This window comes from Kribbella sp. NPDC050281 (assembly GCF_040655855.1).
Classification (GTDB): domain Bacteria; phylum Actinomycetota; class Actinomycetes; order Propionibacteriales; family Kribbellaceae; genus Kribbella.
Window position 1 is genome coordinate 80,371 of record NZ_JBFAKS010000041.1, and the last position, 14,333, is coordinate 94,703.

At 68.6% G+C, this 14,333-nt stretch carries 13 protein-coding genes; 5 read left to right on the forward strand and 8 right to left on the reverse strand.

The window, feature by feature from the left end; translation table 11 throughout:
• Positions 1 to 23: 23 nt before the first annotated feature.
• From AB0I34_RS34640 to hppD, 3 genes are all read right to left on the reverse strand, one after another.
• A complete protein-coding gene (locus tag AB0I34_RS34640; RefSeq protein ID WP_360453396.1) occupies positions 24 to 1,400 on the reverse strand; it encodes an FAD-linked oxidase C-terminal domain-containing protein in 1,377 nt (458 codons plus the stop codon).
• Positions 1,401 to 1,469: 69 nt separating this feature from the next.
• Positions 1,470 to 1,943, reverse strand: coding sequence for a hypothetical protein (locus AB0I34_RS34645; protein ID WP_360453399.1), 474 nt, complete (start codon positions 1,941 to 1,943; stop codon positions 1,470 to 1,472).
• A 215-nt stretch (positions 1,944 to 2,158) separates the two neighbouring features.
• Positions 2,159 to 3,361: a 4-hydroxyphenylpyruvate dioxygenase gene (gene hppD / locus AB0I34_RS34650; protein ID WP_360453402.1), complete on the reverse strand. Its 1,203-nt coding sequence runs from the start codon at positions 3,359 to 3,361 to the stop codon at positions 2,159 to 2,161.
• 150 nt (positions 3,362 to 3,511) lie between these two features.
• Between hppD and AB0I34_RS34655 the strand changes: the two genes are divergently transcribed.
• Entirely contained in the window at positions 3,512 to 3,982 is a 471-nt protein-coding gene (locus tag AB0I34_RS34655; protein ID WP_360453405.1) for an Lrp/AsnC family transcriptional regulator, read from the forward strand.
• Here AB0I34_RS34655 and AB0I34_RS34660 read toward each other — a convergent pair.
• A complete protein-coding gene (locus tag AB0I34_RS34660) occupies positions 3,979 to 4,623 on the reverse strand; it encodes a helix-turn-helix domain-containing protein (protein WP_360453407.1) in 645 nt (214 codons plus the stop codon). The two genes, AB0I34_RS34655 and AB0I34_RS34660, sit on opposite strands and share 4 nt — an antisense overlap.
• Positions 4,624 to 4,678: 55 nt before the next feature.
• Between AB0I34_RS34660 and AB0I34_RS34665 the strand changes: the two genes are divergently transcribed.
• Positions 4,679 to 5,473, forward strand: coding sequence for a hypothetical protein (locus tag AB0I34_RS34665; RefSeq protein ID WP_360453410.1), 795 nt, complete (start codon positions 4,679 to 4,681; stop codon positions 5,471 to 5,473).
• Here AB0I34_RS34665 and AB0I34_RS34670 read toward each other — a convergent pair whose 3' ends face one another.
• Positions 5,474 to 6,706 (reverse strand): MFS transporter, encoded by a 1,233-nt coding sequence (locus tag AB0I34_RS34670; protein ID WP_360453413.1) that lies wholly within the window; start codon positions 6,704 to 6,706, stop codon positions 5,474 to 5,476.
• Between the two features lie 29 nt (positions 6,707 to 6,735).
• Entirely contained in the window at positions 6,736 to 7,497 is a 762-nt protein-coding gene (locus tag AB0I34_RS34675) for a phytanoyl-CoA dioxygenase family protein (protein ID WP_360453416.1), read from the reverse strand.
• A 118-nt stretch (positions 7,498 to 7,615) separates the two neighbouring features.
• On the opposite strand from AB0I34_RS34675, the gene AB0I34_RS34680 reads away from it, so the two are divergent.
• Together AB0I34_RS34680 and AB0I34_RS34685 are read left to right on the forward strand one after the other, a co-directional pair.
• Complete coding sequence (locus AB0I34_RS34680) at positions 7,616 to 8,260, forward strand: AraC family transcriptional regulator (protein ID WP_360453419.1); 645 nt, start codon at positions 7,616 to 7,618, stop codon at positions 8,258 to 8,260.
• Positions 8,261 to 8,274: 14 nt separating this feature from the next.
• A complete protein-coding gene (locus tag AB0I34_RS34685; RefSeq protein ID WP_360453422.1) occupies positions 8,275 to 8,820 on the forward strand; it encodes an NUDIX hydrolase family protein in 546 nt (181 codons plus the stop codon).
• A 33-nt stretch (positions 8,821 to 8,853) separates the two neighbouring features.
• Here the strand turns inward: AB0I34_RS34685 and AB0I34_RS34690 are convergent, their stop codons facing one another.
• Complete coding sequence (locus AB0I34_RS34690; protein WP_360453425.1) at positions 8,854 to 9,582, reverse strand: SDR family oxidoreductase; 729 nt, start codon at positions 9,580 to 9,582, stop codon at positions 8,854 to 8,856.
• A gap of 102 nt (positions 9,583 to 9,684) precedes the next feature.
• Here AB0I34_RS34690 and AB0I34_RS34695 point away from each other — a divergent pair, with 102 nt between their 5' ends.
• Positions 9,685 to 10,527: a helix-turn-helix transcriptional regulator gene (locus AB0I34_RS34695; protein ID WP_360453428.1), complete on the forward strand. Its 843-nt coding sequence runs from the start codon at positions 9,685 to 9,687 to the stop codon at positions 10,525 to 10,527.
• Between the two features lie 70 nt (positions 10,528 to 10,597).
• Here the strand turns inward: AB0I34_RS34695 and AB0I34_RS34700 are convergent, their stop codons facing one another.
• Positions 10,598 to 13,945 (reverse strand): CARDB domain-containing protein, encoded by a 3,348-nt coding sequence (locus AB0I34_RS34700; RefSeq protein WP_360453431.1) that lies wholly within the window; start codon positions 13,943 to 13,945, stop codon positions 10,598 to 10,600.
• Positions 13,946 to 14,333 lie beyond the last annotated feature (388 nt).

Genomic DNA, 14,333 nt, shown 5'->3' on the forward strand with positions numbered 1-14,333 from the left:
TTCGCTGCCCCGGCAACGGTTCCCTACTCTGCGACGACCTTGCCCGGGTTCAGGATGTTCTTCGGGTCCAGCGCCTGCTTGATCGCCCGGTGTACGTCGAGCGCGACCGGGCCGATCTCCTCGGCCAGCCAGGCCCGCTTCAGTACGCCGACGCCGTGCTCGCCGGTGATCGTGCCGCCGAGCTGGAGCCCGACCTCCATGACCTTGTCGAACGCCTGCTGCGCCCGCTCGGCCTGCGCCGGATCGGTCTGGTCGAAGACCACGGTCGGGTGCATGTTGCCGTCACCGGCATGCCCGAGGACGCCGATCGTGATGTCGAGGTCCTTCGCGATGTCCTCGCACAGGCCGATGAACTCGGCCAGTCGCGACCGTGGGACGGCGACGTCGTCGATCATCGTCGTACCGAGCTCGTCGAGCGCGATCAGCGCCGCCCGCCGGGCCTCCAGCAGCAGCTCGCCCTCGGCCGGGTCGTCCGCCTCGATGCACTCGATCGCACCGTTGTCCCGGCACAGCTTCGCCACCATCGCGACGTCGGCCGCGCCGCCCTCCCCGCCCGCGTCGGACTGGGCGATCAGCATCGCCGCGGCCTCTTCGGGCAGGTCCATCCGCTTGTACGCGTTCACCGCTCGGATCGTGGTCTGGTCCATGATCTCCAGCAGGCTGAGCGACACGCCGCTGCGGATGATCTCGAGGATCGCCTCGCCCGCCGCGGGCCCGGAGTCGAACAACGCGGCCATGGTCCGCGGCTGTGCCGCCTGCGGACGCAGCGCCAGGGTCGCCTCGGTGATGATGCCGAGCGTCCCCTCGCTGCCCACGATCAGCTTGGCCAGGTCGTACCCGGCCACGCCCTTCACGGTCTTCCGGCCGGTCCGCAGCACCCGGCCGTCCGCGAGCACGACCTCCAGGCCGAGCACGTAGTCCGTGGTCACGCCGTACTTCACGCAGCACAGGCCGCCCGAGTTCGTGGACAGGTTCCCGCCGATCGAGCAGAACTCCCAGCTGGACGGGTCCGGCGGGTAGAACAGCCCGTGCTCGGCGACCGCACGCGACAGTACGGCGTTGTACACGCCGGGCTGGGTGACGACGTACCGGTCGATCGGCTCGATCGCCAGCACCTTGTCCATCTTCTCCAGCGAGATGACGATGCAGCCGTCCAGCGCGTTCGCCGCCCCGGACAGCCCGGAGCGCGCGCCCTGCGGCACCACCGGCACCCCGGCCTCGGCCGCTATCTTCACCGCCGCCTGCACATGGGCCGTCTCCCGCGCCAGCACCACGGCAAGCGGCATCCCCGCCGGGCAGAACATCGCCCGGTCGTACCGGTAACTCTCCATCCGATCCGGATCAGTCACCAACGCCTCACGCGGCAACACCTGCGCAAGCAACTCCACCACGTCACTCATACCGCGAGCCTAGTAGCACCCCCCGACATGACGCTCCAGTAACTGTGTCCAGTTCTGGACGAGCGTGAGTCAGCGGGTGCGGGAGGTGGCGTTCTCGGAGATTTCTTCGTAGCCGCCGCCGTAGTTGTGGTACTCGCGGCCGATGGCGGTGAAGGTGATGCTGCCGGCGGTGGCCTTGACCTTGGGTGTGCGGCAGGTGCGCTGGCCCTGGATCACCGAGCCGTTGCCGCCGCTGCTGTCACAGCTGAGCACCCGGCCGCTGTTGGCTCCGCCGTACTGGACCAGGTAGGCGTTGGCCTTCGCGTTGGCCGGCATCCTGGACACCATGGTGACCTCGGCCCAGTACTGGTAACAGCTGTCCCGGACCAGGCGGACCGTGCCCCAACTGGGCGGCTTGTGATCACGCAACATCGGCGCCGACGAGATGGACCTCGCACCCGAGCAAGTGGCGGCTTCGGCCGCCTGGGCCGGGGTCGCGGCGAGGGCGATCGCACCCACTCCGGCCAGGCCCGCGGTGCTGAGCAGAATGCTCAGTGTCTTCATGACGAAACCCTTCCTGAACGAACGCCCCGACGCCCATTCATCGGGCACACTACGCGAACAGCCCCTGCCCCGACAGTCATTCCGGTAATCGGACGGCGACACGCCGTATCCAGTTGCTCCCGGCAAGCTTTACCCCACAGGTAACCGGTTTACCGGCACCGGACAGCGAAGGGGATGCGCGGCCGACGCCGCGCATCCCCTGACCCCGCCGTCGATCAGAGGTTGCCGCGTCGCTCTTGTTCGCGCTCGATCGCCTCGAACAGTGCCTTGAAGTTGCCCTTGCCGAAGCCGAGCGAACCGTGCCGCTCGATCAGTTCGTAGAACACCGTCGGCCGGTCGCCGATCGGTGCGGTGAAGATCTGCAGCAGGTACCCGTCCTCGTCGCGGTCGACCAGGATGCCGCGCGACTGCAGGTCCTCGATCGGCACCCGCACCTCGCCGATCCGGGCCCGCAGCTCCGGGTCGGAGTAGTACGAGTCCGGGGTGTTGAGGAACTCGACGCCGTTGGCCCGCATGATGTCCACGGTGCGCAGGATGTCGTTGGTGGCCAGCGCGATGTGCTGCGCGCCCGCGCCGTCGTAGAACTCCAGGAACTCGTCGATCTGCGACTTCTTCTTCGCGACGGCCGGCTCGTTCAGCGGGAACTTGACCCGGTGGTTGCCGTTGGCGACCACCTTGCTCATCAGCGCGGAGTAGTCGGTGGCGATGTCGTCGCCGACGAACTCCGCCATGTTCACGAAGCCCATCACCTTGTTGTAGAACCCGACCCACTCGTCCATCTTGCCGAGCTCGACGTTGCCGACGACGTGGTCGACGGCCTGGAACAGCCGCTTCGGGTGGCCCTCGGGCCGGGTCACCTGAGTGCTCGCCGCAACGAACCCGGGCAGGTACGGACCGTCGTACCGGCTCCGGTCGATCAGCGTGTGCCGGGTGTCGCCGTACGCCGCGATCGCACCGCGGCGGATCGTGCCGTGCTCGTCGGTGACGTCGTTCGGTTCCTCGAGTACGACGGCACCCTGGGCGCGGGCGTGCTCGATGCACTTGTCCACGTCGGGCACCTCGAGCGCGATGTCGGCCACGCCGTCGCCGTGCTTGCGGTGGTGGTCGAGCAGCGTGCTCTTCGGGCTGACGCCGCCGCTCACGACGAAGCGGGCCGAGCCGGCCTTGAGCACGAACTCCTTGTTGTCCTTGTTGCCCGTCTCGGGGCCGGAGTACGCGACCAGGTCCATCCCGAAGACGAGCTGGTAGTACTTCGCGGTCTGGGTCGCGTTGCCGACCACGAACACCACGGCGTCCATCGCGGTGACCGGGAACGGGTCGGTGCTCTCGTCGTACGGCACCAGGCCGACGAGCTGCTTGAGCTGGTCGAGGTCGAGATCGGCGTCGAGCTCTGCGGGGGTGAGGTCGGTGCTGGTCATCGTGATCCTCCCAGGGTGGGTTCGTGGCCCGAGCCTGGTGGTGAGGACACAGGTTGCGCAACACATCCTTGGTTCGCTGCGCAGGTTGTTCAGTATGCTGGCATCACTGCTGGACCATTTGGTCAGTCTGACCACTACGGGAGGCGCGGTATGTCGGTCGATGCGCTGGACGCCCGGATCCTCGGGTTGTTCGCGGCCGAACCACGGGTCGGCGTCCTCGAGGCGTCGCGGCGGCTGGGGGTCGCACGCGGGACGGTGCAGGCGCGGCTCGACCGGTTGCAGCGCGACGGCGTCGTCCGCGGCTGGGGCCCGGACATCGACACGACCGCGATCGGCTATCCGGTCACGGCGTTCGCGACACTGCAGATCGAGCAGGGGTCGGGGCACACGACGGTCGCGGCGGCACTGGCGCGGATCCCGGAGGTGCTCGAGGTCCACACGATCACCGGCGCCGAGGACCTGTGGTGCCGGATCGTCGCGCGCTCGAACGCCGACCTGCAGCGGGTGATCGATCAGGTGGTGATCGTCCAGGGCATCCAGCGTGCATCCACCGTGATCGCCCTCGCCGAGCAGATCCCGCACCGCGTGCTGCCCCTGGTCGAGGCGGCGACCAAGAGCTAGGCCAGACGCTTGGCTACTTCGACTGCGGCCCGCGCAACGCGCGGGCCGACGAATTCGCGGTCGAGCTTGCCGAGTACGACGACCCCGATGGAGGCCTCCACTCCGGGCACGCCGAGGACCGGCGACGACACACCCTGGGCACCGGCCTGCAGTTCGCCGGAGGTGACCACGAACGGCCGCCCGGCCGGATCCGGCTTCCGGCGACCGGCCAGGATCGCCTTGCCGGCGGCACCCTGATCGAGCGCGTGCCGCGACCCCATCCGGTAGGAGACGTGGTAGTCGGTCCAGCTCGGCTCGATCACCGCGATCGCGAGCGCCTCATCGCCATCCGCGACGGTCAGGTGCGCCGTCGCGCCGGTGTCCTCGGCGAGTGAGCGCAGTACCGGAAGCGCGGCGTCACGCAGCGTGGGCTGAACGCGACGGCTGTAGTGCAGCACGGCCAGGCCGAGCCGGGCTCGTCCTTCGGAGTCGCGCCGCACGAGCCGATGCAGCTCGAGGGTGTTCACCAACCGGTAGACAACGGTCCGGCTGACCCCCAATGCGGCGGCCAGCTCGGTGATCGACAGACCGTCCGGGGCGTCCGCGAGCAGTTCGAGGACAGTGAGTCCCCGGTCGAGCGTCTGCGAGGTCTCTGCGGGCACGTTCGAAGAGTATCCGTTTTTCGGGCGCGGCCCGATGGCCCCGTATCTTGCTGCCGTGCGAAATTACTGGGCGCTCCTCCCCGCCATCGCCATCGTGATCGGGCTGACGCTGCTCTACGCGATCCCGACGCTGATCAATCCGCAGTGGACGAGCTCGGTACTGGCGCTGTTCCGGCAGGTCCCGGAGCAGCCGGATCCGGCCCAGGATCCAACGCTGGACCCGGCCCAGGACCCAGCGCTGCAGCCGGCCGAGGCGCGGCGCGCGGCCGGGATCCTCGGCCCGCAGCAGGTCAAGTCGCGGCGCATGCTCGCCGTCCTGCTGGTGGTCGGGGTGGTCGCTCTGATCGGGTTCAACATCTCGCTGAACCGGGAGCGGAACGGCTGCTACAAGGCCGCCGAGGCCTGGGGCGCGATCCCCGGGAAAGCCGACCGCGACCCGTGCATCAACAAGATCTTCGGCAGCTTCTTCGGCGACCCCACCGGCTTCAAGCCGCTCGAGGCCAAGCCGCAGCCGATCGAGACCTACCAACTGATCCACAAGAAGCACCCGAAGTACCTGAAGTGGATGCAGAACGGCCCCAGCTACGACGACGTGGATCTGCTGATCGGCTCGGGCAGCAGCTGCTCACTGGACCTGAAGGTCGTCGAGGAGGAGGACAAGGTGATGGTCCTGCTCGACTCGGACACGCCGTGCCCGCCGGAGGACGCGATCTCGCTGAGTTCGGTGAAGCTGAAGAAGCCACTGGGCGACCGCAAGGTCGTCACCGTCGACGACAAGCCGATGCGCGAGATCAACCCTGACGCCGACTCCTGGCCGACGGTGCTGAAGAAGCTGGTGACCGGGGGCTGATCAGCTCAGCGCCCGGGTCTGGGAGTCGTACTCGCGGAACGGGCGGTTGCGGGCGAGCAGGATCAGCAGGCCGACGATGCAGACGGCCGCACCGCCGAGCAGCGCGATGGTCGGGGTCGTCAGGGAGGCCGACGTACCCACGACGAAGTCACCCAGGCGCGGTCCGCCGGCCACGACCACGGTAAACACACCCTGCAGCCGGCCACGCATGGCATCCGGTGCGGCGGACTGCAGCACGGTGTTCCGGTACGCCGAACTCACCATGTCGGCCGCCCCCGACAACGCGAGCAACGCGACGCCCAGCCAGATCGTGCGGGACAGCCCGAACAGGCCGACCGCCGCCGCGTAGACCGTGATCGCGACGACGATCGCCACTCCCTGTCTTCGGACCCGGCTCACCCAGCCGGAGAACACCACGCCGATCAGCGCGCCGATCGCCGGCGCCGCCTGCAGCAGGCCGACGGTACGGACGCCACCGCCGAAGAACGCGCCCGCCACGGCCGGGAACAGCGCACGAGGCTGGGCGAACACCATCGCGAGGATGTCCGCCAGGAACGTCGCCAGCAGTGCCGGCGCGGCCCGGAGGAACGTGAACCCCTCGAGCACCGACCGCAGACCGGCCCGCCGGACCAGCCCGGTCGGCGGAACGGCCGGTAGCCGGAACAGCGCGTAGAGCGCCGCGGTGAACGTGATCACGTCGACCAGGTACGCCGCCGCGAACCCGTGCCAGGCGATCACCGCCGCGCCGAGCAACGGCCCGACGGTGAAGCCCAGGTTGAACGCGGCCTGGCTGAGCGTGTTCGCGGCCGGCAGCAGCTCGGGCCGGATCAGCCGCGGGATGATCGCGGATCGGGCCGGGCCGTTCACCGCGAAGCACGCCGACTGGCAGGCGACGACGGCGTACAGGATCCACACCTGGCCCCAGTTCAGCTGCGACTGCAGCACCAGGATCATCGAGAGCACCCACAGCCCGGCCGACGAGACGAGCGCGAGCATCCGCCGGTCGATCGCGTCGGCCATCGCCCCGCCGTACAGCCCGAACACGACCAACGGCACCAGCGCGCACAACCCGACCAGCCCGACCGCGAACGTCGACCGGGTCAGCGCGTACACCTGGATCGAGACCGTCACCGCGGTCATCTGCGTCCCGAGCTGCGACACCGTCGACCCGACCCACAACCGGCGGAAGTCCGGCGATTCCTTCAGGGGGCGGATGTCAGTCAGCAGTGGCACGGTGACAACTTATGTCACGACGTGAAGGATCAGACGCGCGGGAACAGTTCGTGGTCAAGCGGTTCACCGACCGTCAGCCCGAGCCCGTCGGTGACCACGTGCCCGGCGCCGGAGTACGTCGCCTCGGCGTCGACGTAGATCGCGACGTGGGCGATCCGCGGATCGTCGGTCAGGTTCGGGGTCGCGGAGTGGGCCAGGTAGGCGTTGTGGAAGGTGCAGTCGCCGGCCCGCAACGGGATGGTCAGCCGTTCCTCCCAGCGCAGGTCGGGGGCGGCCCGGAACATGTCGTCCCGATCGGCCAGGTCCTGCCGGCGCAGGTCCTGGTGATCGTGCGAGCCGGGGATGAACGTCATACACCCTCGCTCCACCGGGACATCGACCAGCGCGACCCAGGCGGACAGCGAGTGCCGCGACCCCGCATGCGGCCAGTACGGCGCGTCCTGGTGGAACTCGGTGGCCGCGCCGTTGTGCGGCGGTTTGATCAAAACCTGGTCGTGCCAGATCCGCAACGGCACCCCGGCCAGCGCCGTTGCCGCGGCGGCCAGTCGTGGATCGAGCGTGAGCTCGCGCAGTACGTCGTCCTGCCGCCAGACGTTGACGTACTGGTTGAAGATCGCCGACCCCTTCGAGTAGTCGTCGGCCGCGGCAGTGGCGGCGACCGCGGCATCGCGGAACCGGGCCGCCTCGTCGGCACCGATGATGTTGCGGATCCGGACCACTCCGTCGCGGCGATAGGCGGAAATGGTCTCATCATCGAGGACGGCGAGTGCCGTAGGGTCGATCGTGGTCATCGGGCCACTCCTTGAAATCCGTTGGCGGGAAGGTCTTCCAGCCTTGCCTGGATCCGTGCGCGGCGACAGGCAACCATTGACCGATGCTTGACTGATCTTGACCTCCGGGAGGCGTGCGGTGCACCAGATCCTGAGCAGTGAGGTGTTCCCGGACCAGCGGCTTCCGGTCGCCGGTGAGCGGCTCGAACTGGTGGCCGATGTCGCACCGCACAGCCACGCGTTCTTCGAGATCGCCGTCGTGCTCGCCGGGCGGGGGACCCACGTCTCGGCCGCCGGTGAGGTCCCGCTGCAGCGCGACTCGGTCGTCGTCCTCCGGCCGGGCGACTGGCACGGGTACACCGGCTGCGACGGTCTCGTGGTCCGCAACGCCTATCTGGGTGCCGACATCTTCAGCCTGCTGTCCGCCGCGCTGATCCCGAGTGACGGCCCGCCGACCCTGGCGCACCCGGCCGTGCAGCACGCGATGCGTTTGCTGGAGGCAAGCATCGACGAGCCGTGGACACTGGACCGGCTGGCCGCCGCGGTGAACCTCGCCCCCGGCTACCTGGTCCGGCTGTTCGGGCGGACGGCCGGCGTCTCTCCGATGGCCTACCTGAACCGGCTCCGGGCCGAGCGAGCGGCCGGGCTGCTCATCGAGACCGATCTGCCGGTCTCGACCGTCGGGGCAATGGTCGGCTGGCACGACCCGAGCCACGCCAGCCGCCGCTTCCGAGCCTGCTTCGGCCTCAGTCCCTCCCGGTACCGAGCCGCTTTCAGACCGTAAGCGAGGATGTCCTTATGACGTCTGTTCGTACGCCTGACCCGAACCCTGGCTGGCTCTCCGACTTCGCGCTGCAAGAGACCCGCTCCCGGGTGCCGATCCTGTACGTCGAGGCCGTGCCGGCCCGCGTCGACGCCGCCGGCCAGATCGAGCACGTCGGGGTTCTGCTGCGCGGGGCGGCCGAGACCGGGCAGATCATCCGGACCCTGGTCTCCGGCCGGGTCATGCACGGCGAGTCGATCCGCGACGCCCTGCAGCGCAACATCGAGAAGGACCTCGGCCCGGCCGCGTTCCCGCGGCTGCCGATGAGTCCGGTGCCGTTCACGGTCGCGGAGTACTTCCCGCTGCCCGGGGTCACGCCGCTGCACGACCCGCGTCAGCACGCGGTCGCCCTGGTGTACGTCGTACCGGTGACCGGCGACTGCAATCCGCGGCAGGACGCGCTCGAGCTCACCTGGCTGACGCCGAAGGAAGCACTCGAGCCGGCCCTTCTGACCGACCTCGAAGGTGGCCGCGGGCATCTGATCAAGCAGGCCCTCGCCTGGTCCGGCGCCCTCGTCTGACGTCTCCGGCCGGCCGGGCCGGTCAGCGCGGGCTCACCAGGGTAGGCGGCCTGCCTCGGCGTGGACCTCGCCGGTCGGGCCGTCGGCGCCGAGCGTTGCCAGCCGGACCGCGACGGCCGCGCCCTGCGCAGGCGTGCGGGCCGCGTCCCAGCCACCCATGTCCGTCGCGCAGTTGCCCGGGTCGGCGGCGTTCACCAGGATCCCGCTGCCGCGCAGTTCGTTGGCGAGCATCACCGTGACCATGTTCACGGCGGCCTTCGACGAGTTGTAGCCAAGGGTCAGTACGGTCGACATCCGCGACTCCGGATCGCCCACCTGCGTGAACGAGGCCAGTGACGTCGACAGGTTCACGATCCGCGCCCCCTCCGCCGTCCGCAGCAGTGGCAGCATGGCCCGAGTCGTCCCGACCAGCCCGATCACATTCGTCTCGAACGCCTGCCGCAGTACGTCGCTCTCCACCCGCGACACCGCGTCGTCGCCGACCGGGATGATCGCCGCATTGTTGACGAGCACGTCCAGCCGACCGTACTCACGGTCGATCAGGTCCGCCGCGGCCCCGACCGACCGACCGTCGGTCACCTCCAGCTGGACCGCGGCCGCATCGAAGCCCTCGGCAACCAGTTCCTTCGCAGCGACCTCGCCACGCGCCCGATCCCGCGACCCGACCAGCACCACGAATCCAGCCTCGCCGAGCTGCCGTGCGATCTCCTTGCCGATGCCCTTGTTGGCGCCCGTGACGAGCGCGATCTTCTTCTCCGTCATGTCCTCCAGGCTGATGAACGGCGGCGACGCGAGGCAGAGCGAGCTCAGCCTGGGATCGGCAGTCCCTGGTTGGCGCCACCGGCCTACTGCGATGCTGGACTGGTGGATCGGGGTCAGCTGGCGGAGTTCCTGCGAGTACGCCGGGAGCGGCTGACACCTGCCGACGTCGGGCTTCCGGCCGGACTGCGTCGACGTACGCCCGGACTCCGGCGCGAGGAGGTCGCCAGCCTCGCGACCATGTCGACCGACTACTACACCCGGCTCGAGCAGGGGCGCGGGCCGCGACCGTCGCGTCCGGTGCTGACCGGACTGGCACGGGCCTTGCGGCTGAACGACGACGAGCGCGACCACCTGTTCCGGCTGGCCGGTGAGCAGCCGGGGCCTCCCCCAGGTCCGCCGCCGGACGTGCGGGACGGCGTACTGCGGATGCTCGGGCGGCTCGACGTACCGGGGATCGTGCTGGACGCGAAGTACGACGTACTCGCGTGGAACCGGCAGGCGGCGGCCCTGATGACGGACTTCTCCGCCCTGCCGGCAAAGGAGCGGAACCTGCTGCGGCTGCGGTTCCTGCACGGCGATCGGCAGGCGGAGCGGTACGGGATGGACGCGACCCAGGCGTTCGCGCGCGAGGCTGCGGCGGATCTGCGGGCGGCGACCGGGACCTACCCGGACGACCCGGCGATCGCACAACTGGTGTCCGATCTGCTCGCCGGGAGCTCCGAGTTCGCCGAGATCTGGGCCCGGCACGAGGTCGCCCGGCAGCAGAGCCTGTGCCAGACGATCCTCCACCCCGAGGTCGGCCGGATCGACGTGATCTGCGAGGTCCTGGTCATCCCCGAACGCGACCAGCGGGTGGTCATCTACACCGCTGAGCCCGGCTCACCGTCGGACCACGCGCTACGCCTGCTCGACGTGATCGGCACCCAGTCGCTGTCGCACGGCTGAGCCCCCGCACCTCGGGGGTGCGGGGGCCCGGGATCACCGGGCGGGGCTGGGTCCCGGTGAAGGTGGTGGGTTACTGGCCGGTGAAGGTGAAGGTCGAGCCGGGCTCCTTCACGATGTCGCCGTCGCGGGAGTTGGTGACGACGACATTCGTGAGGGTGGCGCTGCCGCGCGCGCCGCCCATCGCGAGGATGCCGGAGCCGTTGTTCGACTTGTCGATCCGGAGATTGGTGAGCGCGACGTTCGGCATCTCACCGCCACCGGTCTTGAACTGCAGCCCGTCGTACGTCGAGTCGTAGATCTCGGTGTCGCGGATCGTCACGCCGGGGATCGGCAGGTTCGCCGGGAACAGCGTGATCGCACCGAACTCCTGGTCCTCGTTCCAGAACACCCCGCCACACCGGTAGAGCGCGTTGTTGGCGATCAGCGTCTGCCCTGAGAACGGCAGCGGGTCGTGATCGGTCGCCAGCATGATGCCGGGGTAGTTCATCGTGTCGTAGATCAGGCTGTTCTCGATCTTGTTGCCGTAACCGCCGTAGATCGCGATGCCGTTCGCCCGCCACGGCAACTGGACGGTGTTGTTGGTGAACGCGTTGTCGTGGCCGATGTCGACCGACTGGTCCTTGACGTACTTGCTCGCCCAGACCGCCAGCGCGTCGTCGCCGGTGGTACGGAAGGACGAGTCGAACACCTTCGAGTTGCGGGTGCCGTTGGCGAAGTTGATCCCGTCGGCGTAGGTGTCGCGGATCCGCATCCCGCTGAACTCCAGGCCGTCGGCCGGACCCCACAGTTCGGGGATGTTGTCGTAGTCGCGGCCGACCCAGACCCCGACGTTCGAGTGCTCGATCCAGACGTTGCTGATCTTGGTCCCGGTGCCGAACCGGCCGTTCAGCGCGACGCCACCCTCGGCGTTCCCGTCACCGCCGCGGATCCGCCCGGACCCGAAGATCGCGAGGTCCGACAACTGCACGAACTTGTCGATGTCGAAGCCGAAGTTGCCTTCGTGCGGATGGTTGATGCCGCCGGCGTTCTGCGGCTCGATGGTCGAGTAGAGCTGCGAGTACCACATGCCCGCGCCGCGGATCGTGGTGTTGCTGATCCCGACCTGGTTGTACTGACCCCGGTTCAGCGGGTCGTCGGTCAGGATCTTCTTCTCCTGCCGCCATTGCCCGGTGGGGATCCAGACACAGCTGATCACACCGTTCTGGTCATCGGTGACGGCCCGCTGGATCGCGTCCGCATCGTCGATCCCGTCGTTCGGCACAGCGCCGTACTGCGTGATCGACGTACAGCCGGCCGGCTGGCTGATGGCCGGGGCGACCTGCTCCAGATCGACCATGTCGATGATGTAGAACGACGCGTTGTCGCCGGAGTCGCGCTGCAACCTGAACTTCGTGCCGACCGGGTACGACGTACCGAGCAGGGCATGCGATTCGTCGAAGAGGCGGCGCGCGTCGCCGCCTGGTGTGTTGGTCAGCGATTCCGGTCCGTCGCTGTTGCCGTAGAGCCAGCTGTTGTGCGAGGACAGGGTCAGCTTCTGCTTGAACGTGCCGTCGACGTACAGACTGATGGTTGCCTCAAGCCCCTGCCCGTTGGCCGAGTCGGGGATCGAGTTGCGGACCACGATCGAGTTCGTCGGCACGGTCGCGGTGAACTCGACGAACTGACCCGTCGAGTTCAGCCGGACCGACTGGCGGCCGGACGACTCGGTGGCGAAGTTCGTGTGGCCGAAGGTGCGCTCGGCATCCGAGGTGAGCAGCGTGCCGTTGTAGTCGCCCGCTTCCGCCTCGTACGACGTGTACGGTACGGCGGCACCGCGGCCGACCACGATCGACCTGGACAGGGTGTTGTTGGTTTCGTTGGTCTCGGCAACTGTGTTGGTCGCGTCGGCGGTTGCGATGAGAGTCGCGCCGCCATTGGTGGCCGTCCAGGTCCCGGTCATTGCGACGTTCGCAATCGCACCGGCGTCGATCGAGGCGGTGTTGGTGTTCAGCGTGGTGCTGCCGATGGTGAGCCGGGTGACGGTGGTCGCACTGGAGGCCGTCGTACCACGGTTGTTCACGGCAACTGTGAAGGAGACCTGGGCACCGGGGGCCGGGTTCGCCGGGTTGGAGGTTATGCCGGTGACCTGCAGGTCCGGTCCGGCTGCTTGGCCGACGGTGAGCTGGGTGGGTGACTGGAATGTGTTGTTGTTGTCGTTCTGCTCGACCACGATGTTGGTGGCATCGGCCACCGCGGCGAGCATGTAGTTGCCTTGGGCGCGGGTTCCGGCGTTGGCGGTGACGGTGGTCGAGGCGCCGGCGGCGAGAGCGCCGACGGATGCGGTGCCGGCGACCGAGCCACCGAGCAGGAAGTTCAGGCTGCTGACCGGGGCCGCCGCAGTGCCGGAGTTCTTGACTGTCGCCGACAGCGTGATCGGGGTGGTCTCGGTCGGGTTCGCCGGGCTCCACGTGGCCGAGGTGACGACCAGGTCAGGGTTCGGCGCCGCCGTACCGAAGACCTGGAACTCCGCGACCTGGCCGCCGGGCGCGCCGGTGTTGCTGAAGACCTGGAGCCGTACGTCGGCGTACCGGCCGGTGACCGGGATCGTGATCGAGTTCTGGTTGCCGGACGGGCTGAACTGGTAGTCGGTCCGGTCGACGAGCGACGTGAAGCCGGTGGCCGACTGCTCCCGGCCGAGCACCTGGATGCTCTGCGTCCTCGCGCCCCAGACCGGGTCGGGGTTGAGCTTCACCACGACCGAACTGAGATCGGCGTTCGCACCGAGCTTGACGGTCAGTGTCGCCGGGTAGCCGTTGGACTCCCAGTACGTGCCGAGGTTGTTGTCGTTCGCGTTCGTGGCGACGAAGTTGAAGGCCGACGAGGAGGCCTCGATCGGCTTCCCTGCGGCCAGATCCGTCCCGGTCGGTGGTTCGACCGGCCCGCCACCAGGCCCGGCCAGGGCGAACTCCGACAGTTGCGCGGCCGGCCAGCCACTGTTCGCCGTCACGGTCAGCCGGACGTAACGCGCCGACGTGGTGGTGAAGTTGATCGTGACCGTGTTGTTCGCCGTCGGCGCGAAGGAGTACGCCGTACTGGCGACGACCGTGCTCAGCGACGCAGCGTTCGTGCCGGCCTGGACGGTGATGGTCTGGGACCGGGCGCCCCAGGACGCGGGGAGCTTCAGCGTCACCTGGTTGACGTCGGTGCTGGAGCCGAGATCGGCCTGGATCCATTGCGGGAAGGCGCTGTTGGCACTCTCCCAATAGGTGTTCTGGTTGCCGTCGCCGGCATAGCCGCTCGGATACTCGCCGAGTGAACTGCTGGCGGAGAGGGTCTTGGAGAGGTCGGCGGTGACGGCCGCCGCCGCACTTATGGGCAGCAGCCCGGCCGCGATCAGAACAAGCGCAAGCAGGAGCCGTCGAACGTTCTGCTGATACATCGAGTGGTCCTCCGTCGTGGGCGGTGGGAAGGACGAGAAATTTCGTAGATTTGCTGATTTCTTGCAGGACGGGTAGTCGAATGTTGCAGCAGCGCTCGCGGTACGTCAACACTTCGGCACAGCGCGCACAACCATCGGGCCGAGCTCCGCATCGTGTGAAACGTGAGGCTGTTCGCCAGGCCTACGACGCGGCCGGCAACCGCGACTACGGCTCCAGCCGCCCCATCCTCCGGTCCAACTGCTCCGCCTGACCCACCACCGACCGTGCCGCCGGCCATCCGCCGGCACGGTCAGCCCCAGCGCCGGGTGGCCCAGCTACTCCCCACCTCCCCGGGCGAAGCCCGGGCGTTCTTAGGCTCGGCGCTGGGTGGCCCAGCTACTCCCCACC